This is a genomic window from Bacillus sp. XF8, assembly GCF_017498755.1.
GTDB lineage: Bacteria > Bacillota > Bacilli > Bacillales > Bacillaceae_G > Bacillus_A > Bacillus_A bingmayongensis.
The window spans coordinates 91,993-114,683 of the sequence record NZ_JAGDQK010000004.1 but is presented as its reverse complement, the minus strand read 5'-3'; the positions used below and the strand labels follow the sequence as shown (position 1 = coordinate 114,683).

General features: G+C 35.8%; 29 protein-coding genes. 20 read left to right on the top strand and 9 right to left on the bottom strand.

Annotated features, from left to right (window positions below; all coding sequences use genetic code 11):
- Positions 1-26: 26 nt before the first annotated feature.
- A complete protein-coding gene (locus J4P91_RS04810; RefSeq protein WP_017151007.1) occupies positions 27-1,316 on the bottom strand; it encodes an NCS2 family permease in 1,290 nt (429 codons plus the stop codon).
- 136 nt (positions 1,317-1,452) lie between these two features.
- The gene (locus J4P91_RS04805) at positions 1,453-2,115 is read right to left on the bottom strand and encodes an SIMPL domain-containing protein (protein ID WP_207993093.1); all 663 of its coding nucleotides are present in this window, start codon (positions 2,113-2,115) and stop codon (positions 1,453-1,455) included.
- 311 nt (positions 2,116-2,426) lie between these two features.
- Here J4P91_RS04805 and J4P91_RS04800 point away from each other — a divergent pair, with 311 nt between their 5' ends.
- Together J4P91_RS04800 and J4P91_RS04795 are read left to right on the top strand one after the other, a co-directional pair.
- On the top strand, positions 2,427-2,846 hold the full coding sequence (locus J4P91_RS04800; protein ID WP_001003304.1) for a MarR family winged helix-turn-helix transcriptional regulator: 420 nt from the start codon (positions 2,427-2,429) through the stop codon (positions 2,844-2,846).
- A gap of 108 nt (positions 2,847-2,954) precedes the next feature.
- Positions 2,955-3,500: a hypothetical protein gene (locus J4P91_RS04795; RefSeq protein ID WP_207993092.1), complete on the top strand. Its 546-nt coding sequence runs from the start codon at positions 2,955-2,957 to the stop codon at positions 3,498-3,500.
- A gap of 44 nt (positions 3,501-3,544) precedes the next feature.
- On the opposite strand, the gene J4P91_RS04790 is transcribed toward J4P91_RS04795, so the two are convergent.
- Genes J4P91_RS04790 through J4P91_RS04775 form a run of 4 tightly spaced genes read right to left on the bottom strand, consistent with a single transcriptional unit; the run spans position 3,545 to position 6,980 of the window.
- Positions 3,545-4,612 (bottom strand): ABC transporter permease subunit, encoded by a 1,068-nt coding sequence (locus J4P91_RS04790; RefSeq protein WP_207993091.1) that lies wholly within the window; start codon positions 4,610-4,612, stop codon positions 3,545-3,547.
- A 23-nt stretch (positions 4,613-4,635) separates the two neighbouring features.
- Positions 4,636-5,724 (bottom strand): ABC-2 transporter permease, encoded by a 1,089-nt coding sequence (locus J4P91_RS04785; protein WP_017151011.1) that lies wholly within the window; start codon positions 5,722-5,724, stop codon positions 4,636-4,638.
- Positions 5,714-6,595, bottom strand: a complete 882-nt coding sequence (locus tag J4P91_RS04780; protein ID WP_017151012.1) for an ABC transporter ATP-binding protein — start codon at positions 6,593-6,595, stop codon at positions 5,714-5,716. Before J4P91_RS04780 ends, J4P91_RS04785 begins: the two co-directional genes overlap by 11 nt.
- Positions 6,561-6,980, bottom strand: coding sequence for a GntR family transcriptional regulator (locus tag J4P91_RS04775; protein ID WP_017151013.1), 420 nt, complete (start codon positions 6,978-6,980; stop codon positions 6,561-6,563). The genes J4P91_RS04780 and J4P91_RS04775 overlap by 35 nt, the downstream gene beginning before the upstream one ends.
- Before the next feature lie 165 nt (positions 6,981-7,145).
- Here J4P91_RS04775 and J4P91_RS04770 point away from each other — a divergent pair, with 165 nt between their 5' ends.
- From J4P91_RS04770 to J4P91_RS04710, 13 genes are all read left to right on the top strand, one after another.
- Positions 7,146-8,324 carry a D-alanyl-D-alanine carboxypeptidase family protein gene (locus J4P91_RS04770; RefSeq protein WP_017151014.1) on the top strand — a complete coding sequence of 393 codons (1,179 nt, stop codon included), beginning with the start codon at positions 7,146-7,148 and terminating at the stop codon, positions 8,322-8,324.
- Positions 8,325-8,497: 173 nt separating this feature from the next.
- Positions 8,498-8,848 carry an anti-sigma F factor antagonist gene (gene spoIIAA / locus J4P91_RS04765; protein WP_017151015.1) on the top strand — a complete coding sequence of 117 codons (351 nt, stop codon included), beginning with the start codon at positions 8,498-8,500 and terminating at the stop codon, positions 8,846-8,848.
- Positions 8,849-9,289, top strand: a complete 441-nt coding sequence (gene spoIIAB / locus J4P91_RS04760) for an anti-sigma F factor (RefSeq protein WP_017151016.1) — start codon at positions 8,849-8,851, stop codon at positions 9,287-9,289.
- 12 nt (positions 9,290-9,301) lie between these two features.
- Positions 9,302-10,060 carry an RNA polymerase sporulation sigma factor SigF gene (gene sigF / locus J4P91_RS04755; protein ID WP_207993090.1) on the top strand — a complete coding sequence of 253 codons (759 nt, stop codon included), beginning with the start codon at positions 9,302-9,304 and terminating at the stop codon, positions 10,058-10,060.
- Between the two features lie 299 nt (positions 10,061-10,359).
- Positions 10,360-10,509, top strand: a complete 150-nt coding sequence (locus tag J4P91_RS04750) for a methionine/alanine import family NSS transporter small subunit (RefSeq protein WP_207993089.1) — start codon at positions 10,360-10,362, stop codon at positions 10,507-10,509.
- Between the two features lie 187 nt (positions 10,510-10,696).
- Positions 10,697-11,317: a stage V sporulation protein AA gene (locus J4P91_RS04745; protein WP_017151018.1), complete on the top strand. Its 621-nt coding sequence runs from the start codon at positions 10,697-10,699 to the stop codon at positions 11,315-11,317.
- A complete protein-coding gene (locus tag J4P91_RS04740) occupies positions 11,310-11,726 on the top strand; it encodes a stage V sporulation protein AB (protein ID WP_017151019.1) in 417 nt (138 codons plus the stop codon). Before J4P91_RS04745 ends, J4P91_RS04740 begins: the two co-directional genes overlap by 8 nt.
- 11 nt (positions 11,727-11,737) lie before the next feature.
- Complete coding sequence (spoVAC, locus tag J4P91_RS04735; RefSeq protein ID WP_017151020.1) at positions 11,738-12,196, top strand: stage V sporulation protein AC; 459 nt, start codon at positions 11,738-11,740, stop codon at positions 12,194-12,196.
- 12 nt (positions 12,197-12,208) lie between these two features.
- Positions 12,209-13,225, top strand: a complete 1,017-nt coding sequence (gene spoVAD / locus J4P91_RS04730) for a stage V sporulation protein AD (RefSeq protein WP_017151021.1) — start codon at positions 12,209-12,211, stop codon at positions 13,223-13,225.
- Positions 13,226-13,229: 4 nt separating this feature from the next.
- Entirely contained in the window at positions 13,230-13,580 is a 351-nt protein-coding gene (gene spoVAE / locus J4P91_RS04725; protein WP_017151022.1) for a stage V sporulation protein AE, read from the top strand.
- Positions 13,581-13,585: 5 nt separating this feature from the next.
- A complete protein-coding gene (spoVAEA, locus tag J4P91_RS04720; RefSeq protein ID WP_026049157.1) occupies positions 13,586-14,164 on the top strand; it encodes a stage V sporulation protein SpoVABEA in 579 nt (192 codons plus the stop codon).
- Complete coding sequence (locus tag J4P91_RS04715) at positions 14,142-15,614, top strand: spore germination protein (RefSeq protein ID WP_207993088.1); 1,473 nt, start codon at positions 14,142-14,144, stop codon at positions 15,612-15,614. The genes spoVAEA and J4P91_RS04715 overlap by 23 nt, the downstream gene beginning before the upstream one ends.
- A 95-nt stretch (positions 15,615-15,709) precedes the next feature.
- Positions 15,710-16,513, top strand: coding sequence for a Cof-type HAD-IIB family hydrolase (locus J4P91_RS04710; RefSeq protein ID WP_207993087.1), 804 nt, complete (start codon positions 15,710-15,712; stop codon positions 16,511-16,513).
- A 29-nt stretch (positions 16,514-16,542) separates the two neighbouring features.
- Here J4P91_RS04710 and J4P91_RS04705 read toward each other — a convergent pair whose 3' ends face one another.
- Positions 16,543-17,409 carry a DUF1002 domain-containing protein gene (locus tag J4P91_RS04705; protein ID WP_017151026.1) on the bottom strand — a complete coding sequence of 289 codons (867 nt, stop codon included), beginning with the start codon at positions 17,407-17,409 and terminating at the stop codon, positions 16,543-16,545.
- A gap of 187 nt (positions 17,410-17,596) precedes the next feature.
- Here J4P91_RS04705 and J4P91_RS04700 point away from each other — a divergent pair, with 187 nt between their 5' ends.
- Both J4P91_RS04700 and J4P91_RS04695 read left to right on the top strand, forming a co-directional pair.
- The gene (locus J4P91_RS04700; protein WP_017151027.1) at positions 17,597-18,034 is read left to right on the top strand and encodes a peptidylprolyl isomerase; all 438 of its coding nucleotides are present in this window, start codon (positions 17,597-17,599) and stop codon (positions 18,032-18,034) included.
- Between the two features lie 602 nt (positions 18,035-18,636).
- Positions 18,637-19,002: a GNAT family N-acetyltransferase gene (locus J4P91_RS04695; RefSeq protein WP_017151028.1), complete on the top strand. Its 366-nt coding sequence runs from the start codon at positions 18,637-18,639 to the stop codon at positions 19,000-19,002.
- A gap of 20 nt (positions 19,003-19,022) precedes the next feature.
- Here the strand turns inward: J4P91_RS04695 and J4P91_RS04690 are convergent, their stop codons facing one another.
- Together J4P91_RS04690 and J4P91_RS04685 are read right to left on the bottom strand one after the other, a co-directional pair.
- Positions 19,023-19,541, bottom strand: a complete 519-nt coding sequence (locus J4P91_RS04690; RefSeq protein ID WP_017151029.1) for a DUF309 domain-containing protein — start codon at positions 19,539-19,541, stop codon at positions 19,023-19,025.
- Between the two features lie 155 nt (positions 19,542-19,696).
- Positions 19,697-19,792, bottom strand: a complete 96-nt coding sequence (locus J4P91_RS04685) for a YjcZ family sporulation protein (RefSeq protein ID WP_017151030.1) — start codon at positions 19,790-19,792, stop codon at positions 19,697-19,699.
- Positions 19,793-19,960: 168 nt separating this feature from the next.
- On the opposite strand from J4P91_RS04685, the gene J4P91_RS04680 reads away from it, so the two are divergent.
- The 3 genes from J4P91_RS04680 (at position 19,961) to J4P91_RS04670 (ending at position 22,464) form a co-directional block, all read left to right on the top strand.
- Positions 19,961-20,698, top strand: coding sequence for a segregation/condensation protein A (locus J4P91_RS04680; RefSeq protein ID WP_017151031.1), 738 nt, complete (start codon positions 19,961-19,963; stop codon positions 20,696-20,698).
- A 212-nt stretch (positions 20,699-20,910) separates the two neighbouring features.
- Positions 20,911-21,486, top strand: coding sequence for an SMC-Scp complex subunit ScpB (gene scpB / locus J4P91_RS04675; protein WP_207993086.1), 576 nt, complete (start codon positions 20,911-20,913; stop codon positions 21,484-21,486).
- Between the two features lie 75 nt (positions 21,487-21,561).
- Positions 21,562-22,464, top strand: a complete 903-nt coding sequence (locus tag J4P91_RS04670; RefSeq protein ID WP_207993085.1) for a ComEC/Rec2 family competence protein — start codon at positions 21,562-21,564, stop codon at positions 22,462-22,464.
- The last annotated feature ends 227 nt before the right edge of the window (positions 22,465-22,691 follow it).

Below are 22,691 nucleotides of genomic sequence, written 5' to 3'. Positions count from 1 at the left end.
GCCGGGGAGTTCCCCAGCATTTTTTTCTAGCCAAGAGCGTGTAACACGAACATGGCTAAGAATAGGCATGTAATAATATACATAGATGGTGCGACTTCTTTATGCTTTCCAAGAGCAATCTTTAAAATTGGGTAAGCGATAAATCCGAACGCAATACCATCAGCGATGCTATATGTGAGCGGAATCATAACGATGATTAAAAATGCTGGAAATCCTTCTGAAAAGTCGTTTAGAGGGATTTGTTGAATGTTTGTAATCATCAGACCGCCAATAATGATTAAGATTGGTGCAATGGCACTATCAGGAATTAATTTTACAAACGGCAGAGCAAACAGTGATGCAAAGAATAACATCCCTGTAATGATAGACGTCAGACCTGTCTTGCCGCCTGCAGTAATACCTGCGGCACTTTCTACTGTTGAAACGGTAGGACTTGTGCCAAATAGACCACATGTCATTGCTGAAATTGCATTTGCTTGATAAGCACGTGGGAATTTACGATCATCTTCTAATAATCCGTGCAGTAGTCCCATGTTCTCAAAAATAAGCACCATGCTTAAGGAGAATGTTGCAATCCAAAACGGTAAGGAAGAAAGTTTCCCAAATGACATAGCTCCAAATACATCTCCATAGTTGGCTAATGAAAATGAACTGTTTCCTACTTGGTTTGTATCAACAAGACCAAATAGCCATGCAATACCAGTTCCAATTGCAATCGTCCATAAAAAGTTTCCACGTACGTTCCGAATAAATAACACAAGTGCCACAATAAGAGTAAGCAATGTTGCGAGAACAACAGGATTACTTAGTTTGCCTAATGCAACAGCAGTGTTCGGATGCGAAACGACTAGACCACCTTTTTGCAAGCCAATGAAAGCTAAGAATAAACCGATGCCGACAGTAATTGCTTCTTTTAACGATTTTGGAATCGATAGTGAGAGCACGCGAGCAATCGGTGTAAACGCGGCAATTGCAAAAATAATACCAGCGATAAAGACGGCTGCTAGTGCTTCTTGCCAAGTTAATCCAAGCGTATGCACAGCAGTGTAGGTGAAGAATGCATTTACACCCATACCTGGTACAAGAATAGCAGGTGCATTTGCCCAAAATGCCATCACTAGACATCCGACAAATGAACTGAAAACAGTTGCCAAAATTCCTGCTTCAAGCGGAATGCCGGCATCTGATAAAATGGACGCATTCACAATCATAATATAGACGATTGTGAAAAATGATGTCACTCCAGCCAATATTTCTTGTTTTGGTGATGTGTGGTGTAGGTCTAATTTAAACGTTCTTTCAAGTATTCCTTTCATGTTAAACCTTCTTTTTCATATCCCTCTCCCACCCGTGATATCCCTTTTGTAAAGAGCTCACCGTCCTTTATTATATCAGAACATAATCTTTTTACAATAAATAAAATGAGAACGGTTACTTAAAAGTTAACTGGTGCTACAAGTATGTGAAAATGGCACGAACATTAGAGATGATTTCTAGTTCCCCAGATTGAATTGGAGGAGCGGCTTGTGCGTGTAAAGTAGCTTGAGACATAAATTCACGCGGCAATTGTGCCGATTCTTCAACGAGTGAAAGTGGGACGGGATTAATATTTAAATTATACGAACTCGCAATGATGCGAGCTTTTTCTTGAGCGTGTTGGACTGCTTGTAAGAGTGCTTGTTGATAATACGCGTTTGGATGGGAAATGCGGAAGCGTAATCCTCTTGCTACATTTGCACCATTTGTAACAGCTATATCATATACTTCCCCAGCTTTTTGTACATTTAAAACGGTAATTTCATACAAATGCTCTACTCGGTATCCTTGTAATAATGCCTTTTCGTTTACGTATTCATATTGAGGAGTAATTGTATAGGAAATGGTTTCTATATCTTTATCAGCGATACCAATTTGTTTAAGTGCAGCAAGTAATTGTTTAGATTGGATTGCATTTTCCTCCTGTGCTTGTTTCACATCTTTATTATCTGTTCTAATGCCTATTGTTAATACAACGACATTTGGTTTTGCTTTTATAATTCCTTCACCTTGAACAGTAATGGTTGCTTGTTTTCCGTTACGGATATCAGGTGAATAGGGGTTCATGCCAACTTGCATTTTTGCTCACCATCCTTTTTATCTCGCTATTTGCGGGCAGTAAGACCCCACCTCAAGGTTCAGAGGAAACCTAGGAAGTTAAGTGGGGGATGACTGCCCGTAAATGTCCGATTGGTTCAACTAATAATCAGTATGGGATGAAGAGAACCCCCATTGATTAAAGTTTCACTTTATATGTATATGAGTGAAAGAAAGAGAAAATTGTATGTAATAAGTTACATAATTGAGAATTATGAGGAAAGAAAACATATACAACATAGGTATTTATAGATTATAATATGTATAAATATGATGAAAAAGGGTCGAGGCTAGTGAACGAAAAAAGAGAAGCACTGATTTTAGATTTATCTACATCATTTCGAAAGATGATACGTTTATTACAAAATGATATTAATACACGTTTTTCAGAGCATATGCCATATAATGAATTTTCTGTATTACGCGCGTTATTTTTGAAAAGCCCACAAATGGCTTCACAAATAGCTAGTGAAGTAAACGTAACATCCAGCCATATTACAGCAGTAACAGATCGCCTTGTACGAAAAGGTTTTGTAACGAGAAAACGTTCTGATTCGGACCGCCGTATTGTTTATTTGGAAATTACAGAACATGGAAAAGAAGTTACACAAAAACTTGAAGCTGTACGTAAAGAATACTATAAAGAGAAGTTTAAAGAGTGGAGCGATCAAGAGGTTGAGATGGTATTAGAACTATTTGGTCGCGTACTATAATTACAATAAATGAGGATAGGAGGCGAAGTGCTCTCCTATCTTTTTTCTTTTGAATAAAAATATTTTGAAACTCTAATACTTTAAGTAAAAAGTATCGGAGGAAAAATAATGAAATATATCGTTTCACTTGCAATTATTATTGGAAGTTTTATATGCTCTAGCACATTAAGTTATGCAAAAACACCAATCCAAGTTGTGCAAAAAGAATTACATTATATTGCGAGTGATCAGCCTGTTTTATATTCAAAGCTATGGGTTCGCTCTATGCAGAATGCTATTCTTTTTCACCATAGTAATAATATTCGTGGGCAGGATACACTGCGCAATGTCACAAATTCTTCTCTCGTAAAAGTAAAACAACTTTCCCTTGAAAAAGCCTCGCATTATATCCCGAGATTATCTCAATACGTCTCTAAATTTGAAAATAAAAATGTTCAAGTTTATTACGTTGCTGTTCGTTATGAAGTGAAAAAAGAAAATCCATATCAATTGAATGGAATGAATTATTTTCTTCAAGTGTTTATACAAGAACAAGGTGATTGGAAAATTGCTGAAAGTATTGTAGCTCCCACAGATCAAATGATAGAGAACGGTGATGGATTTGGAATGAAAGAAGAGAAGAAATATGGGAAGAGAAGAGAGAGCGTGAAATAATCTTTTATATAGTAATAAGGCATTGCTCGGAAGCAATGCCTTGTTTATTTTGTATATAAAGAAAGTTTATGCTTTAAAAGACGCTGTAAGATAACATATGTCAGTACGCCAGACCCTATAAAATAAATGTAGTAAAGAGGTAAAGAATTACTACCATCAATAAAAACTGTGCCACCAAGAAGCCCAAAACAAAGAGAAGTACAGATTAAGAAATACTTATGAAGTTTTGGGTATAGCAGTATTTTTCCGTTATGTTCATTTGGGGCACGTGTATATAAATAAGCCCCTAGTGGAAGACAAATAAGTATATACATAGCAGGGCTTAACAATGTCCAAGCGGACGGAATATGATGGTAGGTAGGCCCTGTTTGTATATTGCCGAATTCATCTTTATAAGATTCACTTTGTGGGTCATAGTTGTAGTTAATACGAAAATGAGTAAGAGGAGATGCAATACTTACATTTTCTGTATAAAGAGCGTACTTATTATAATTATAATTGTATTCCTCCTGTGGTAAATCCACATGTAATGCAAGGAAAGGGAAAATAAGTCGAAAGATGTATAAAGGTAAAATGATAATAATATAACTTAAAGTCCCTTGTGAGATTACGTTCCCTGTAATGGTTCCAATAAAGAGTGTGAATGTGTAAACTGCAATAAGCATAATGATTGTATACGTAAAGTATATATGAAATGGTTCAAAAGATTGATATTGAGCATGTATCGTGTTCTTGTAGATGATATACATAAGAAGCCAACTAAGGCTAAGCGCACCTACGATATGAACGATGCCTAGTAACCATTTTGATAAAAATAAGTGTGACCGTTTAAATGGCATAGACCAAAGAAAATCGATTGTTTGATTATTGCGTTCCCATCCTATTAAGAGGATCGCTAATCCCATTAATAGAAGGGCTGGAAATAGTATAGCGTCAGCTCCCTGTATATGATACGTATAATAAGTATCTGTCGTTTTCCGTAAATATTCAGCCGTGTGCTGTGCATTCATATAATATTTATATGGTAAGGTGTATAAAGTACTTAGCCAAAAGAGCCAAATCACATATTTTCCTTGTTTATAGTTACGTATCCATAAGGCTTTATGAAACATGTATCCACCACCTCAATTTGTATTTATTTCCCTCCAAAAGCAAACTTCAATTTTAATAGACGTGTAAAAATGAAATAACTCATGATAGCGAATAGGAAAAATCCAACATAATAAGACAGCAGGGCATCTCGTCCACCTAATATTCTACCGCCAAGTAATCCGAAGCATAGAACAGTACAAAGCATGAACCACTTTTGCAAGCTAGGAAACAATAGTATTTTTCCGTTTTGTTCGTTCGGTGTACGTGTGTATAGAAAAATTGATAATGGTAAAAAGATAATGATGTAAGCAAATGGTGTTAATAGTGTCCAAGGAGAAGGCACAGAAGTATGCTCCATTGGATTGTCCTGTGGTACACTAGAAAGTTTATTTCCATAGTCATCAAATGTTTCTATCGGATGGTAATCATAAGTAATAGAAAAAGATTCTAATGGTGAAATAATCCCTACATGTTGTAAGTACTCATGAGTCTGCACCTCTATTTCTCCCATCGCCTCTAAAGACCATTGTGTATGGGTATAAATGAATCCAGAGATTAATAATATGGAACCGTATGGTAAAAATAATAAAATTGCTGTTAAGCTACTTTGGGAGAAAATATTTCCAGTAATAGTTCCGATAAATAAAGTGAATGTATAAATAGCAATGAGTACAACCGTAGCATATACAAAGTAACTATGGAACGGAGTAAAGATTTGATACTCATTGTGAAACGATATGTTTTTGATTCCGTACATGCTAATCCAACAAATGATCTGTACTGCAATAATATTGAAAACGCCGAATAACCATTTTGTTAAAAAAATATCTTTTCGCTTAAAAGGCATTGAAAAGAGAAAATCAGTAGATTGATTGTTACGTTCCCATCCAATTAAAAGACAAGCCAGTGCAATAAGAATGGCTCCTTGCGTGACGAAGGGATTATCGAATGTATTAAAAGAGTAGGAATAATAATATACATAGTCATCCAGTTTCATTTTTGATTGGTTAAGCTCCATTTGTGCTGCTTGATAATATTTATAAGGTAGTTGATACAAACTAATGAGCCAAAACAATAGAATCATATATTTTCCTTGTTTCCATTGTCTCATCCATAAAGCTTTATGAAACATGCGAATCCTCCTCAAACGTTGTGACAAATATATCTTCGAGTGACATTGGTAATTCTTCTAATAAAAGAGGTCGTTCTCTATGAAACTTCTCTAACGTAGCTGTCACATTGCCTTCAATTAAAATTGTATACACTTTTCCTGTTTGATTTAATATTTTTACATGATTTAAGTTTTCTAGTTTTTGCGGTAGTGAACGTTCGTAAGCGACTTGTATTTTTGCATAGCGAGATTTTGTATCTTCTAATGCTGTAATCGAAGCAATCGTATGATTTTTTAAAATAATGACTGTGTCTGCAATTTTTTCTACTTCATCTAAGTGATGGGTCGAAATGAGAATTGTAATCTCTCGTTCTGCTACTTCTTCAATTAAAAATTGTAGAATTTGTCTTTTTACAATCGGATCGAGTCCATTTGTTGGTTCATCTAAAATAATGTATTCTACACCTGTACAAAAAGCTAAAATAATAGCTAGAAGTGCTTTCATACCGCGTGAGTAACTACGAATGCGTTTTTCAGGTAGATTGAAGCGCTCTAGCAGCTGATAAAAATATTCTTCATTAAAGTTTTTATAAACAGCCTTATAAAACTTCGCAATTTCTTTTACTGTATATCCGCTTAATATATTAGTAGAATCCGGCACATAAGCTACCTTTTGCTTAATTCCTGGATGTTTATGAACATCTATATCGTCATATGTAATCGTTCCTTCATCGGGATCTAAAATACCAACAATTGTCCGCAGTAAAGTCGTTTTCCCCGCACCGTTTCTTCCGAGTAATCCAACAATACTTCCTTTTTGTAATGTGAAAGAAATATTGTCTAAAATGACTTGGTTATCAATTGTTTTCTTGATATTCGTCACTTTCAGCATCTGTATTCCCTCCCAGTTCTTTATAGTATGAGTCAATCCAATCATGAATTTTTTCTTTTGTAATTCCAAGATAAGAAGCCTCTAGTAATAGTTGATGAAATTGTTTTTCAACCATAGCGATTTTCCTTTCATCTAATGTCGGTGTAATCGATTGGGAGACAAACGTCCCTTTTCCTCGTAACGTTTCAATAATTCCTTGCCGTTCTAATTCTTGGTATGCTTTGCTCACTGTGTTTGGATTAATGACAAGAAGTGAAGCGAGTTCACGTACAGATGGAAGCTTGTCACTTGGAGCTAGCATGTTTTTTAATACGAGTTCTTTTATATTTTGAACAATTTGTTCCCATATCGGAGTGTTGCTTCTTGGGTCAAGTTGAATGTGCAAGAGCAATGTCTCCTTCCTGATGAAATTTAAGTGTACTATTAGATATAGTACACTTAATACAATATATGCGGTAGATTTGTTTGTCAATACGGATTTATAGAAAAATATGGTATAAAAACGCAGCGATTGGAAAAAATAGGTTTGATATAGAATGGAGGGTTAGTCATGAAGCGAGTTTTTGGAATACTTGTTTGTTTCATGTTGCTATTTTCTGGTGTTTCGGTTGGCTTTGCAGAATCTGAGAAAACAGAAGTCGAAACAGGGCCGAAGCTAGCGGAGCAAGCATCGTCAGCAATTGTTATTGAGCAAGATACGGGTAAAGTTTTATTTGAGAAAAGTCCAAATGAAAAACTGCCACCTGCTAGTATGACAAAGATTATGACAATGCTACTGATTATGGAACAAGTTGAAAAGGGAAAACTAAAACTAGAAGATAAAGTCAGAGCAAGTGAACATGCAGCTTCAATGGGTGGTTCACAAATCTTTCTTGAGCCGGGTGAAGAGATGACAGTGAATGAAATGTTGAAAGGAATTGCAATTGCATCGGGAAATGATGCATCTGTTGCAGTTGCTGAGCATATCGCTGGTTCAGAAGAAGGTTTTGTAAACATGATGAATAAAAAAGCAAAGGATTTAGGGCTGAAAAATACACATTTCCAAAATCCAACGGGTCTTCCAGCCAAAGATCATTATTCAACAGCATATGATATGTCAATTATGGCGAAAGAATTGATGAAATATCCACTCATTCGAAAATATACAGGAAAATACGAAGATTATTTACGCGAAAATACGGAGAAAAAGTTTTGGCTTGTGAATACAAATAAATTAGTTCGTTTTTATCCAGGGGTAGATGGGGTGAAAACAGGTTTTACGACAGAGGCAAAATATTGTTTAACTGCATCAGCTGAGAAAAATGGAATGCGTGTTATTTCTGTTGTCATGGGAGCACCGACTTCAAAAGAACGTAACAACCAGGTAACAAAGCTTCTTGATTATGCATTTGGACAATATACAACAAAAAAATTGTATAAGCGCGGAGAAAAAATTCAAACCGTAAAAGTAGGAAAAGGTAAGAAGGAAAAAGTAGATTTAGTTGCATCAGATAATGTATCGCTTCTTATGAAAAAAGGCGAAAATATGGATAAGGTGAAACAGGAAGTTATCGCTGAAAAGAAAGTAAAAGCACCAATAAAAAAAGGCGATGCACTCGGCACACTTGTTATTAAAAAAGATAAGGATGTTTTATTAAAGCAAACGATTGTAGCGAAAGAAGATGTTGCTGCAGCAAGCTGGTGGGAACTATTTAAAAGAACTTTAGGGATGTTTTCAACATCGAAATAGCGACAAGGATATTGCCCCTTTCCTATCCGCATACATGAAAAAGGTAGAATAATTGCTGAAAGATTCACATTATGGCGAAATAGTACTTCTTTTGTCAGTAGGAAGGATTCTTATTTTATGTTCACGAAAATCTTATGTAAATGAGTCAAGTTTAAGCATAAGGAGGAAATCGTGTGAGTCTTTCCATGCATTTAGAAGTAAAGCGTGATGTCTTATGTGTTCGGCTAGCGGGTGAACTAGATCATCATACTGCTGAAGAGTTGCGAGCAAAAGTAACAGATATGATTGAGACGCATCGCGCTCATCATATCGTACTAAGTTTAGAGAAGTTAACATTTATGGACAGTTCTGGTCTTGGTGTTATATTAGGCCGATATAAGCATGTTAAAGGTTTAGGAGGGGAGATGGTCGTTTGTGCAATCTCACCTCCTGTAAAGCGTTTATTTGAAATGTCAGGTCTGTTTAAAATCATTCGCTTAGAAGAAAGTGAAGCGCATGCGCTCGCGACATTGGGGGTGGCATAAATGAGAAATGAAATGAACCTTCAATTTTCAGCATTAAGTCAAAATGAATCGTTCGCTCGCGTTACAGTTGCTGCTTTTATTGCACAATTGGATCCAACGATGGAGGAATTGACAGAGATTAAAACTGTTGTGTCTGAAGCAGTCACAAATGCAATTATTCATGGATATGAAGGGAATGCAGAAGGTATTGTTTACATTTCAGTAATTTTGGAAGAAGCAATGGTGAAACTCATGATTCGAGATGAAGGGGTTGGCATTTTTAACTTAGATGAGGCAAGGCAACCTCTTTTTACAACTAAACCTGAATTAGAGCGTTCCGGAATGGGATTTACTATCATGGAAAATTTTATGGATGAAGTAGAAGTTATTTCAAATGAATCTTTCGGGACAACAATCCATTTGACAAAATACTTATCAAATAGTAACGCTCTATGCAATTAAGGAGAATTGCCTATGGACATAGAGGTCAGAAATGAGAAAAAGAAACCTCAGTTAAAGGACCACGAGTTAAAAGCGTTAATTCAAAAAAGTCAAGATGGAGATCAACAAGCAAGGGATACGATAGTCCAAAGTAATATGCGTCTTGTATGGTCAGTTGTACAACGGTTCCTCAATCGAGGATATGAACCAGATGATTTATTTCAAATTGGATGTATTGGACTCTTGAAGTCGGTAGACAAATTTGATTTGTCTTTCGAAGTGAAATTTTCAACCTATGCAGTTCCAATGATTATTGGAGAAATACAGCGATTCTTGCGTGATGATGGATCGGTGAAAGTAAGTCGTTCTTTAAAGGAGACTGGAAATAAAATTCGGAAAATGAAAGATGAGCTTTCTAAAGAATATGGAAGGGCTCCAACGATTAATGAGGTAGCGGAAGCGCTTGAGCTGACGCCAGAAGAAGTTGTTCTTGCGCAGGAAGCGAGCCGTGCTCCATCATCAATACATGAAACGGTTTATGAAAATGATGGGGATCCCATTACGATATTAGATCAAATTGCAGATCAAACAGAAACGAAATGGTTTGATAAAATTGCTTTAAAAGAAGCAATTAGAGAACTAGATGAGCGCGAACGTTTAATTGTATATTTGCGCTATTATAAAGATCAAACTCAATCAGAAGTAGCGGAGCGAATTGGAATTTCACAAGTTCAAGTATCAAGGCTTGAAAAGAAAATATTAAAACAGATGAAAGATCGAATAGATGAATAGCCATCTATTCGATTTTTTGTTTTGGACTAGAAGGGAGTGTTATTTCACATAAGATTGGGTAGAAGCAAAAAAACATGAAAAAGTTGTATCTTATGTTATTGTTGTTATCCTTTCCAAAATCAAAAAGTTTCAATCATCCGGAATTATTAACAGAATTCATTTATAATTTAGTGGATTTAAAATATAATCCAAGTATAAACTTGTCATTGCATTGATTATTAGCTTAAAAAATGGAATGCACAAATACATTCAGATTCTGCCCAGCTTGAAAAAGAATGGAAAAATCGAGGTGTTTCGTGATGAGTGGATCAGCAATTATGATGATGATGATTGGAATTGTAGTCATTTGGGGAGGATTAGCTTTAAGTATTTTAAATTTATTAAAAAAAAGAAGGCATAAAGAAAAAACATCTGCGCCACAATGGTGCGGATGTTTTTTTCTTTATTAATTAATAAACCTCACCTGAAAGCTCAAAATATGAAAATAACGATTTTAAAATGATACATTCGCTTTATTTACTGAGTGATTGTTGAGAAAAATCCACTGTGCACAGTTTCATTTTATAAAAAAGTTGTATTAGAAAAATTTCCAGAAACCATACTACAACTACAAGGAATAGTGAAGAGGTGAATGGAGTGGAGCGAACAATCTATCTCAAAATGCGAAATCGTCTGCAAGTATCCCCTTCATATGAGGTGAAGATTGAAGATATTGCACAAGTAGTTGGAGAGTCTGGTGTAGTAGAAAAAATAAAAAAGCAACTCGTCTATAAAATCACAAAACGTGATAAAACACATGTCGTAATTGATGCGATGAAAATTATTCAAGTGATTCAACAAACTACGCAGCATATACAAATTAATTTATTTGGTCCTGGACAAACACTTGTTGAAATCGTCTATGAAAAAAAGAAAGTACACCCTATTTTCTTTGGACTAGTTTGGATGTTACTTTTTGTCGGGGCGGCTCTTGCGATTATTTATTTTCATGAAGATGTCAGTATGCAACAAGTACATGGACGCCTATATTACATGATTACAGGAGAAATCAATTATAAACCGCTCCTATTTCAAGTTCCGTATTCTTTAGGATTGGGATTAGGGATGGTCCTATTTTTTAATCATGTGTTTCAAAAACGAATTAATGAAGAGCCAAGTCCGTTAGAAGTGGAAATGTTCCAATATCAACAGTCACTCGATCAATATGTCATGATCAATGAAAATAAAGAGAGTGCAAAACAAATTGCAGATGATTGAGTGTGGTTTGGTGATAGTAATTGGGCTTGCTGGTGGGATTGCAGTTGGAGGAGGATATGTTGCATTTTTAGCTGTGCTTGGTGTCATCCCACGATTAGCTCAGTTAACAAGGAGTGGCCATCGTATTCAATTTTTTGAATGGGCTGTAATTGGTGGTTCTTTGGCTGGAGCATGGTGCAGTTTAAGAAATATAACCTTTCAAGCCTCTCAGTATTGGCTCATTTTACTTGGCTTATTTTGTGGAACATTTATTGGTATGCTTGCTGCGGCTTTGACAGAAGTATTAAATGTTTTACCTATATTAGCAAAACGGGTAGGGGTAGATGGGAAGATTGTCATTTTACTCGTTGCACTTGTACTTGGAAAGGTAATGGGCTCTTTATTTCATTGGATTTATTTTGCAAGGTAGGAGGCATCAAGATGACACAAGATAAATTAAAAGATGATTACATAAATAAAGTAAAAGATTATCATCCAAAGCCAAACTATGTGATGAATTGTGTAAAAGCGTTCGTTGTAGGGGGACTGATTTGTACAGTAGGGGAATGCTTGATGAAATTTTATATGCATTATTTTCACTTCAGTGAGCAAAATGCGGGAAACCCTACGGTAGCGACGCTTGTGTTATTATCAGCCGCATTAACTGGATTTGGTGTGTATGATAAAATCGGTCAATTCGGAGGGGCGGGCTCAGCAGTTCCTGTTACTGGGTTTGCAAATGCAATGGCAAGTGCGGCAATGGAGCATCGCAGTGAGGGAATTGTACTCGGAGTTGCTACAAATATGTTTAAGCTTGCTGGAAGTGTAATTGTATTTGGAGTTGTTGGAGCATACATTGTTGGCCTAATCAGGTATACGTTTAAACTTTGGATGTCTTAAAGGAGACTAGATATGAGATTGACAGGGAAGCAAACATGGGTATTTCAAAATCATATATTTGTGAATGCAACAGGCACTGCTGTCGGTCCAAAAGAAGCGGAAGGTCCTCTTGGAAAGTGTTTTGATATTTCATATAATGACTTGCACTGTGAGGAAGAAAATTGGGAGCTGGCTGAAAGAAGATTGATGAATGATTCGATTCACCAGGTCATGCAAAAAGGGGATATAAGGCCTTCGCAAATTGATTTTTTTTTAGCAGGTGATTTATTAAACCAAACAGTGACAGCAAATTACGTCGCTCGCGAGCTGGGTATTCCTTTTTTAGGTATGTTTAGTGCGTGTGCAACATCGATGGAGACGTTGGCAGTTGGCTCAGCTTTTATTGATGGTGGTTTTGCTAACCGTGTAATCGCGACAGTAAGTAGTCATAATGCAACAGCTGAAAGACAATTTCGTTATCCGACAGAGTATGGTGGTCAAAGACCTGGGACAGCAACTTCGACTGTGACTGGAGCAGGCACAGCTTTAATTAGTAAAGAGCGAAGTGCTATTAAAATAACGGCTGCGACGATTGGAAAAGTACAGGATTTAGGAATTACGAATCCATTTGATATGGGAGCGGCAATGGCGCCAGCTGCAGCTCATACAATTCAACAGCATTTTGAAGATTTAGGGAGAAGTGCAGCGGACTATGATCTTATCGTTACAGGTGATTTATCAGGTGTTGGGGCACCGATTACGAAGCAACTGCTACTTGAGGAAGGGTATGATCTAGGGAATATATATAATGATTGCGGATTAATGATCTATCACGAGGATCAAGAAGAGGTTTTTGCAGGTGGAAGTGGTTGTGCTTGTTCAGCGGTTGTAACATACGGACATTTACTACAAGAAATGCAAAAAGGAAATTTACAGCGTATTTTTGTAGTTGCAACAGGAGCATTATTAAGCCCGGTTATGATACAACAAAAAGAAACAATTCCAACAATTGCACACGGTGTTGTATTTGAAAGGGTAAAAGGAGTGTGAAGTTGTGGATTTTATATATGCATTTATCGTTGGAGGAGCCATTTGTGTAGTAGGACAAATTTTGTTGGACTTTGCAAAATTAACACCTGCTCATTTAATGGCAACTTTTGTAGTAGCTGGAGCTATTTTAGATAGTTTTGGACTATATGATAAGCTCATAAAATTTGCTGGTGCTGGGGCAACCGTTCCCATTACAAGTTTTGGGCATTCCCTTTTACATGGGGCATTAGAGGCGGCAGAGAAACATGGTTATTTAGGAATCGGAATTGGCATGTTTAGTTTAACTTCCGCGGGGATTTCAGCGGCGATATTATTTTCGTTCTTTATAGCACTTATATGTAAACCGAAAGGATAAATCAAATGAGACGAAGGGTTATTTTGGTGACAGATGGAGATGAATATGCAAAGCGAGTAATTGAGCTGTTAGCAAAGGAATTTGGAGGCCGGTGTATTTCTGCATCGCAAAGCAATCCAACGAAATTGACAGGAAAAAAGATTATGGAGCTAATTATGCAAACGCCATATGACCCTGTATTTGTCATGTTTGATGATAGTGGATTTATAGGAGAAGGTTCCGGTGAAAAGGCGTTAAAATATGTGGCAATGCATAAACAAATTGATGTTCTTGGTATTTTAGCTGTTGCATCTAATACACACCGCCTGGAGTGGGCTCGTGTAGATATCAGTGTAGATCGAGAAGGCAGATTAACAGAATATGGTGTTGATAAATTCGGACTTCCTGATGGTGAAATTGGCAGAATTAATGGGGATACGATTTATTGTTTAGATGAATTAAATGTCCCAGTTATTGTTGGGATTGGTGATGTTGGGAAGATGTGTGGAAATGATGAATGGGAGCGAGGATCACCAATTACTAAAAAAGCAATTCAATTAATTTTAGAAAGGAGTGGGTTTTATGACAAAACAGAAGAAAGTTAATATTCCGATTTCTTCTTTTTTGAGTGATAATGAAAATTATTTAAAACAAACAGCTGGACTGGGCGTCACATTTGATGTCGGCATTCGTAAGTTTCAAATTCTTGATAAAGAAATCGGTGTATTATTTGTAAATGGATTGTGTGATACCAACTATATCATCCATATTTTAGAAGAAGCAGTCGATACAAATGAGATCAGAGATGTGGAAGAAGATACAGTTAAGCTTTTAGAAAATCGACTTATTCATCAACAAGTAAGTAAAGTAAAAACGATGGATGAGGTGATGGTACAAGTATTATCTGGCCTTATTATAATTTTTGTAGAAGGTGAAACAGAGGCCTTCGCAATCGATGTCCGCAGTTATCCAGGACGAACACCGACAGAGCCAGATACAGAAAAAGTGGTACGTGGGGCAAGGGATGGTTTCGTAGAAAATATTATTGTGAATACAGGACTAATAAGAAGGCGTATTCGTGATCCACGCCTTCGAAACGAAATTATTCGGGTTGGGGATCGGTCACAAACGGATATTTGTATTACGTATGTTCAGGATGTTGCTAATCCAGATTTGGTAAAGATCATTAAGCAAGAACTAGAGAATATTGAAGTAGATGGAATTACGATGGCTGACAAAACGATTGAAGAATTTTTAGTAAAGCAAGGATACAATCCTTTCCCGCTCATTCGTTATACAGAAAGACCAGATGTAGCAGCGACTCATTTGCTCGAGGGACATGTGTTAGTTATCGTTGATACATCTCCAAGTGTGATGATTACACCAACAACTTATTTTCATCATGTACAGCATGCAGAAGAGTTTAGACAAAATCCAGCAGTTGGTACATTTTTACGATGGATACGATTTGTTGGTATCTTATTTTCATTGTTTTTGATGCCTTTTTGGCTCGTATTTGTTTTAGATCCAACATTATTACCGGAAAACCTAGCTTTTATTGGACCGAATAAAATGACGCATTTACCCATTTTATTGCAAATTCTTATGGCAGATATTGGGCTCGAATTTTTAAGGATGGCATCGATTCATACGCCAACCCCTCTATCATCAGCTGCCGGCTTAATTTCAGCGATTTTAATTGGACAAATTGCGATTGATGTTGGGCTATTTGTTCCTGAAGTTATTTTATATACAGCTCTTTCGATGATTGGGATATATGCGACACCGAGTTATGAATTAGGACTTGGAAATAAACTAGGGAAATTATTTGTTGTTATTTTAACTGGTTTTTTCCATGAAATAGGATTCGTTATTGGGATGACGACGTTACTCTTGTTTTTAACATCGATTAAAAGTTTACAAACACCGTATCTATGGCCATTCCTACCATTTGATTGGGGGGCATTAACAAAAATTTTATTACGCCCGACCATTTCTAGTTTGAAAGTGCGTCCAAGCATTGTACATCCACAAAATATACGTAGACAAAAATAAGCAGGAGTATATTCCTGCTTATTTTTCATTATAAATTTATCGTTTTTTAACAAAAACACAACATTTTTTTCGTACACTTAGAGTAGATATTGTGTATGAAAGGGGAAGAGAGAATGATCAAATTATTTGTAAGCGATTTAGACGATACACTTGTTTATAATGTAAGCAATATTCATAAGGAAGATGAAAAAGCACTTTGTTGGTTAGCAGAAAAAGGGACAAATATTTGCTTTGCTTCTGGCCGTTTTACACATCGGATTCACGATGCGGTTAGGAAATTCGCCTTTCCATATTATACGACAGGGTTAAATGGAGCTACGATGCTATTGCCAAACGGACAAATATTTCATGAATCAACATTTGATGATGAAGTTGCCCAGGAAATATATCGATATATACATGAAAAAAAACTAGCTGACATTGTGTGCGCAAAAGAGCAGCGATATACGAAAAAGAAAAATGAACATCATCATGTTTTTGAAGAATCTCTGAGCGTGCATATTGCTGAAGTAGAAGCATTGGAAGAAGAATTTGGTAAGACAGTCCATCCTGCGAAGTTATTTGTGTATGGAGCAGAAGAAAAAATTGTAGCATTAGATCAAGAATTAAGAGAAACCTTTCAGGAACAAGCTGAAATTTTTATTTCTGGAAAATGTTATGTTGATATTATGCCAATAGGTGTGAGTAAAGGGAAGGCTTTGAAACGTTTAATGGAGCATTTGAAAATTGAAGCGAATGAAGTAGCATGTATTGGTGATTCTTTTAATGATATTTCTATGTTTGCGGTAACACCGCATTCATTTACTCTTCATCATGCACACCCGTATGTGAAGGGAAAAGCAAACCATGTTGTTCGTTCTGTAGAAGAAGCCATTATGAAATTACCGCTACTTGTATAATAAAAAGCTCGTCATTGACGAGCTTTTTATTACTTAAATAATGATTTAATAAAATCAATGATACTAGAGAAGAAATCTTTTACTTTATCTAAGAAACCTTGGCCTTCCTCAGATCCTAAGAAAGCTGAAACATGTTCTTTCGCTTTATCTAATTGACTACCAACTTGGTTCCAATCGATATTTAAATTTTTCATCTTATCAAAGAGTGAAACTAAACTATCTAACTGTTCATCTGTTAGGGTAATGCCAAGTTGATCCGCAATTTTTTGAATCAGTGCACGTAAATCCTCTGTTGTTTTGGGTTGTTCTTTGGCAATTTCTTCTTTTACTTTGGCAACGAGCTGAACAGCTTTTTCTTCACCAATTTTGTCACCAAGTTTCGCGGTTTGTACCATCTCTTCATTGGCTACTTTTTTTACTTCTTCAGGAATTTCTTTATTCGCTGTTGTTTCGTAAGCTTTCATTAAGCCTGTTAAAGCAGCTGTTCCTGATACCTTAAATGGTGCAGTGATTTGAATTTCTGCATCTTTAACACCTGCTGTAATAAGTGCGTTTGTGTACATTGCATCTGTTACCCAGTTAATGTTTTTTGCTCGTACAATAAGACCAGATCCTGGTTTTGTATACGTAATCATAGAAGAAGAAATCGCTCTCGTACCAATTTGCGCTTTTGGAACGATACCTTCTAGAAATTTATGTTCTTCCGCATTAGATACAGTAATAATTTGCGCATCTTTAGGTGCCTTCATTTCTTTTAAAAGATCTTGTTTTTGTTGTTCAGATAAATTTTCTCCTAATGTAACGATTGATTCTCCCTCAATTATGTCTGCAAATGAAGCTGTTGGCATAATGAATACCGTGACAGCTAATAGCAGAGCTAATAGTTTCGTTTTCACGAAAAATCGCTCCCTTTCTCTTTCTGGAATTTGCGGGCAACACAGTAATTATAGTATATTTTTAAAATTTGTCATCCGTCTTCTTGCTGATTTTAAAAAAGAAGCATACGGATTGTCGGATTCTTTTTGTTTCTGAGCACGAATATGGTAATATAGTGCTGAGATAGTTGAAAGGAGACATACACGTATGAAAACTTTAGGATACATATTAATGGAGAATGGTGAAAAAATCGAATTGGAATTTTTCCCAGAAGAAGCACCGAAAACAGTTGAAAACTTTAAAAAATTAGCAGATCAAGGATTTTATAACGAAGTTACATTCCACCGCGTGATTCCTGGTTTTGTAAGCCAGGGCGGAGACCCAACAGGAACAGGAGCAGGTGGCCCAGGTTACTCAATTCCATGTGAAACTGATGGAAATCCTCATAGACATGTAGTTGGATCACTTTCTATGGCACATGCTGGCCGTAATACAGGTGGTAGCCAATTCTTTATCGTTCATGAGCCGCAACCACATTTAGATGGTGTACATACTGTATTTGGTAAAGTGACAAGTGGTATTGAAACAGTATTAAATATGCGTCAAGGCGATACAATGAAAGAAGTTAAAGTTTGGGAAGAGTAAGTTGAAGAGAGCACTGTGCTCTCTTTTTCTTTTTTTCGTTGTTATATAATCATCATTCGAAAAATTCAGAAGATATTAAGGGAGATAGGAAATATTTGGGGATAAAATTTTGCTTTGTTCAATGTTTGTAGTGGCAAGTAGAGAAAAAACTTAAATAAGAAAAGTTTTACTCTATAAACAGGAATTTGTAAGCAACGTGCAGTAAATGATAAGAGAGAGTAAAGGATAAAGTTCTTATAGCTGACTAAACTGTTAGCAATAGAACTATTTTTGCAAAAATACATAGGATACAGAGAAGTTTTATTTCGCTATTCACGGTCAATAAACTTTGTAGTTCAATGAGTTCTACGAGAAGATAAAAAATTAGACGGAGTTTATTCATTCGTTTTAGAAAATTAAATTCTCAATGAGAAAAGTTTCCTTTATTAGTGAAAATAAAGGAATACTATACATTTGACTTTCCTAAACTCTCTTTGTATGATTATCAAGTTGTTTTGGTAGCCCTTCTCACTATAGTGAAAATATTGTAGAATGGATATGAGGTAGAAATAGTGGTAGAGGGGATATATGGTTTATAACTTTTGTAAGAAGGGATAAGGTTTATGTTAATTCGTTTTAAAAAAAGTTATGAAAAGATTGCAATGGGGCTTCTTTCTTTTATGCCGACTGAAAAAGATGTAAAAACTTTACAATTAACAATGAAAGAATATGATAAAAATGATAGTTGGCAACTGTATTTGTGGAAACAAAATGATGATTTTGTTGGGATAGTTGGAATTATCAATGAAAAAAATGTATTAGAGATTCAACATCTTAGTGTAAATCCATCACATCGTCACATGGGGATTGGTACGAAAATGGTACAAGAGTTAAAAAATAAGTTTCAAGGTGTTACAATTTGTGGTAATGAACAAACTGCTAGTTTTTGCGAAAAGTGTAAGGAAGTTGAACAGAATATACATTCATGAAAGCAGAGATAGAAACCATGTCATCTCTGCTTTCTCTTTTTTAGTTGCTTGTTTCGTTCGGCAATTACATCATTTCTGTCTCGCAATTTATGTTTATGGATAATGTACTCAGTAGCTAGCGAATGAGCATCTTTCCAAGGAATCCTTTTTTCTGTACACAATTGCAAGCATGTGTTTTCTAAAAAAGGATCTGAGAAAGGTAAAAATATAGGTGTAAAAGGTTCTTTCCTTTGAATAGACTGTAATTGTTTTTGCAAAATAGTTAAAAGTTTAGGGTGATCAAGACCTAATTTGTGTACTTGTTGACTTTCTTTTTTTAAAATAGCAATGGCGCTTTTCATCATTCGTATTGAACCATTCCAATTCGAGCGTCTGTGATGGTATAAAGAAACTGCTATTTGAATAAAACCAACCCAGTAGCTGTCACGCTCTCCTCGTGGTTTTAATTTCCAATATTCTTCTAGTACTTCGTGACATTCAAAGTAATCGTAATCTCCATGAAAATGAATTAAAAACTGTATGTATGCAGTAGGGTACATTCTTTTCGCTCCTGTCTAAACGGTCTTACGTACAGTGTATCATGAAGCGAAGCTGTAATGTGAGTAGGGGAAAGTTCTAACGCCTTTATTTTTTCAAAACTGCGAGATAAATAATAAACGACTAGAGAATCTCTAGCCGTTTATTATATTCTGCATTAGCAGAAGCAAGCCGCGCCTACAATGATTAATAAGATAAAGAGCACAACAAGCAAAGCGAAACCGCCGTGAAAACCACAATCAACATGGCCCATAGTTTTTTACCTCCTACATTGAACTTACTACACTTTTATCATATGAAGGGGTGGGCATTGTTGCATGGGCAGATGTCTATTTTTAACTAAATTTCTTAAAAAGGTTGGATAGAACATAAGTATGCTCTATACTTATGTTGTTATAGAAAAAATGTGGTGGGATGCTTTGTGCAATATAATTTTAAAGTAGAGGCTTTTGAAGGGCCTTTAGATTTATTGTTACACTTAATTCATCGTTATGAAATCGATATATATAATATTCCTGTAGCGGAAATTACAGAGCAGTATTTATCTTATATTCATACGATGAAAGAATTGCAACTGGATGTTGCAAGTGAGTATTTGGTGATGGCTGCAACGCTATTGCAAATTAAAAGTAAAATGCTGTTACCGAAACAAGAGGAAGATGTACCTGATAATGGTGAAGACTTTATAGATGATCCCCGTCAAGAGTTGATGGAGCGGTTAATTGAATATAAAAAATATAAGCAAGTTGCTGCTGAATTAAAAGAGAGAGAACAAGAAAGAGCACAACTTTATACACGTCCACCAATCGATTTTACATCGTTTCAGCAAGAAGAGGAGACAAGTTTACCTCTCGATGTCACACTGTATGATATGTTAGCAGCATTTCAAAAACTTATGCGTCGTAAAAAATCAAAACGTCCAGTAACAACGCGGATAACTCGTCAAGAAATACCGATTGAACAACGTATGAGTGATATTTTACAGCAATTAGAAACAGCTGAAGGACGCCAAAGTTTTTATGATTTATTTGTTGATGAAGAGCGCGAAGTAATGGTAGTAACGTTTTTAGCTGTACTCGAACTTATGAAAAACCAACAAATTATTATTGAGCAAGAACACAATTTTGATGAAATCTTTTTGACTCGCTCTAAAGCTTAGTAAAATACCGATTTCAAGATTGCGAGGAAAACTAGCAGTAAGTATTTGATTAGTGAGAGCTAATGATCAGTGGAAATACCCCACTGATCAAAGTTTCACATCATCTTGTTTGGGAACAATAGAAGGAGTGTTGGACCGGACGCAATATACTGTGATTCGGTTTTTGTCATGGATATTTTTGTATGGAAAGATATGAGAAAGGAGATTATACGTTGGATAGAAAAGAACAGATGGCAATTATTGAGGGGCTTTTATTTGTTGCGGGTGATGAAGGGATTTACCCGGAACAAATTGCAAAAGTACTTGAGATTGAAGTGGAAGATGTAATTAAGATTATTGAGGAAATGCAAAGGAAATGTGAAGGTGTACAGCGAGGTTTGCAAATTGTACAATTTGCAAAAGTGTATCGTCTTGCCACGAAAAAAGAACACGCGCCTTATTATCAAAAGCTAATGGATACACCAACAGCTGCGTCTCTTTCCCAGGCAGCTCTTGAAACATTGGCGATTGTTGCCTATCGTCAGCCGATTACAAGAACTGAAATGGAAGAGATTCGTGGTGTGAAAACAGATCGAGCATTGCAAACATTGGTTTCACACTTACTTATAAAAGAAACGGGTCGGGCAGAAGGACCAGGGCGCCCTATTTTATATGGTACTACGAAAGAGTTCTTAGATACGTTTGGACTTCAAACATTAGATGATTTACCGACCCTTTCAGAAGAAAATGAACAAATGAATGAAGCAGACTTATTCTTTGGCTCCTTGCAGGAACTGTCAAAATCGTAGCTTAGCACATTGCTAAGCTTTTTTTGTATATGAAATATGCCTCGTGCCATACTAAATGAAAAAAGGAGACGAATTATGAAAGGTGTACGGATTATTCTATTGCTAGTTTCTGTTTTATTATGTTTTTCATTAAACAGCACATCTGCCAAAAGATATATGACGTCTGTTCATACTGCGTCCTCTTTTTCCATGCAACGTCCGCATTTAGGAAGAATGAAAGTGAGTTTTTTTAAGGTAGGACAAGGTGATGCTACACTTATTATTTTACCTAATGGTCAAACAATGTTAATCGATGGAGGACCTTATGAGGCTGGAGAGGTAATCATTCAAAAATTAATTGAAAAGGGAATCAATCATTTAGACGTTGTGGTAGGGACTCATCCAGATATGGATCATATAGGCGGGCTTATACCGATTATAGAACAAATGCCAGTGTCACTTATATTAGATAGCGGCAAAACCTATAGTTCTTTTACATATCATACGTATAGGAATAATATTAAAAAGAGGGGTATTCCGTTTGTTCGTGTAAAACAAGGACAGCATATCCCGTTAGATCCTAAAGTTTCAATCCAGGTATTAAATAATGGAAAGTCAAAAAATGAAAATAATGAATCATCAATTGTTTTAAAAGTTCGATATGGTAAAGCTGATTTTTTATTAATGGGAGATGCGGATATACAAACTGAAAAGAAAATAATAAAGCAGTATGATGTACATGCAGATGTTTTAAAAGTAGGTCACCACGGTTCATATACGTCAACCAGTGAACAGTTTTTAGATAAGGCAAATCCTCAATTCGCTATTATTTCTTATGATAAAAAAAATCCATATGGGCATCCACATCAAAGTGTAATAAAAAGGTTAAAGAGATATGGTGTGATGACCTATACAACGGATAAACGAACGGTAGAAATTGAAACGAATGGAGAGCATCTTATAATGTGGCCTAATGTGCGACTTCCATTATTAAAGTAAATCACTATTCTTACTGTTATATATCTAAATAAAATAAGGAATCGTTACCAAATTTCATAAAAGGTTCACTGTCTCCTTTTGGAAAAAGTGAATAATATATATTATAATGAGAGAAGAAAAATAAATTTCCTTTTTTAATCATAAAAGAGGAAATTTATTTACAATGTATAGACAACTACTCGTGTATATATTAAGATGGAATTAGGCAAATAGGTAATAATAACAAG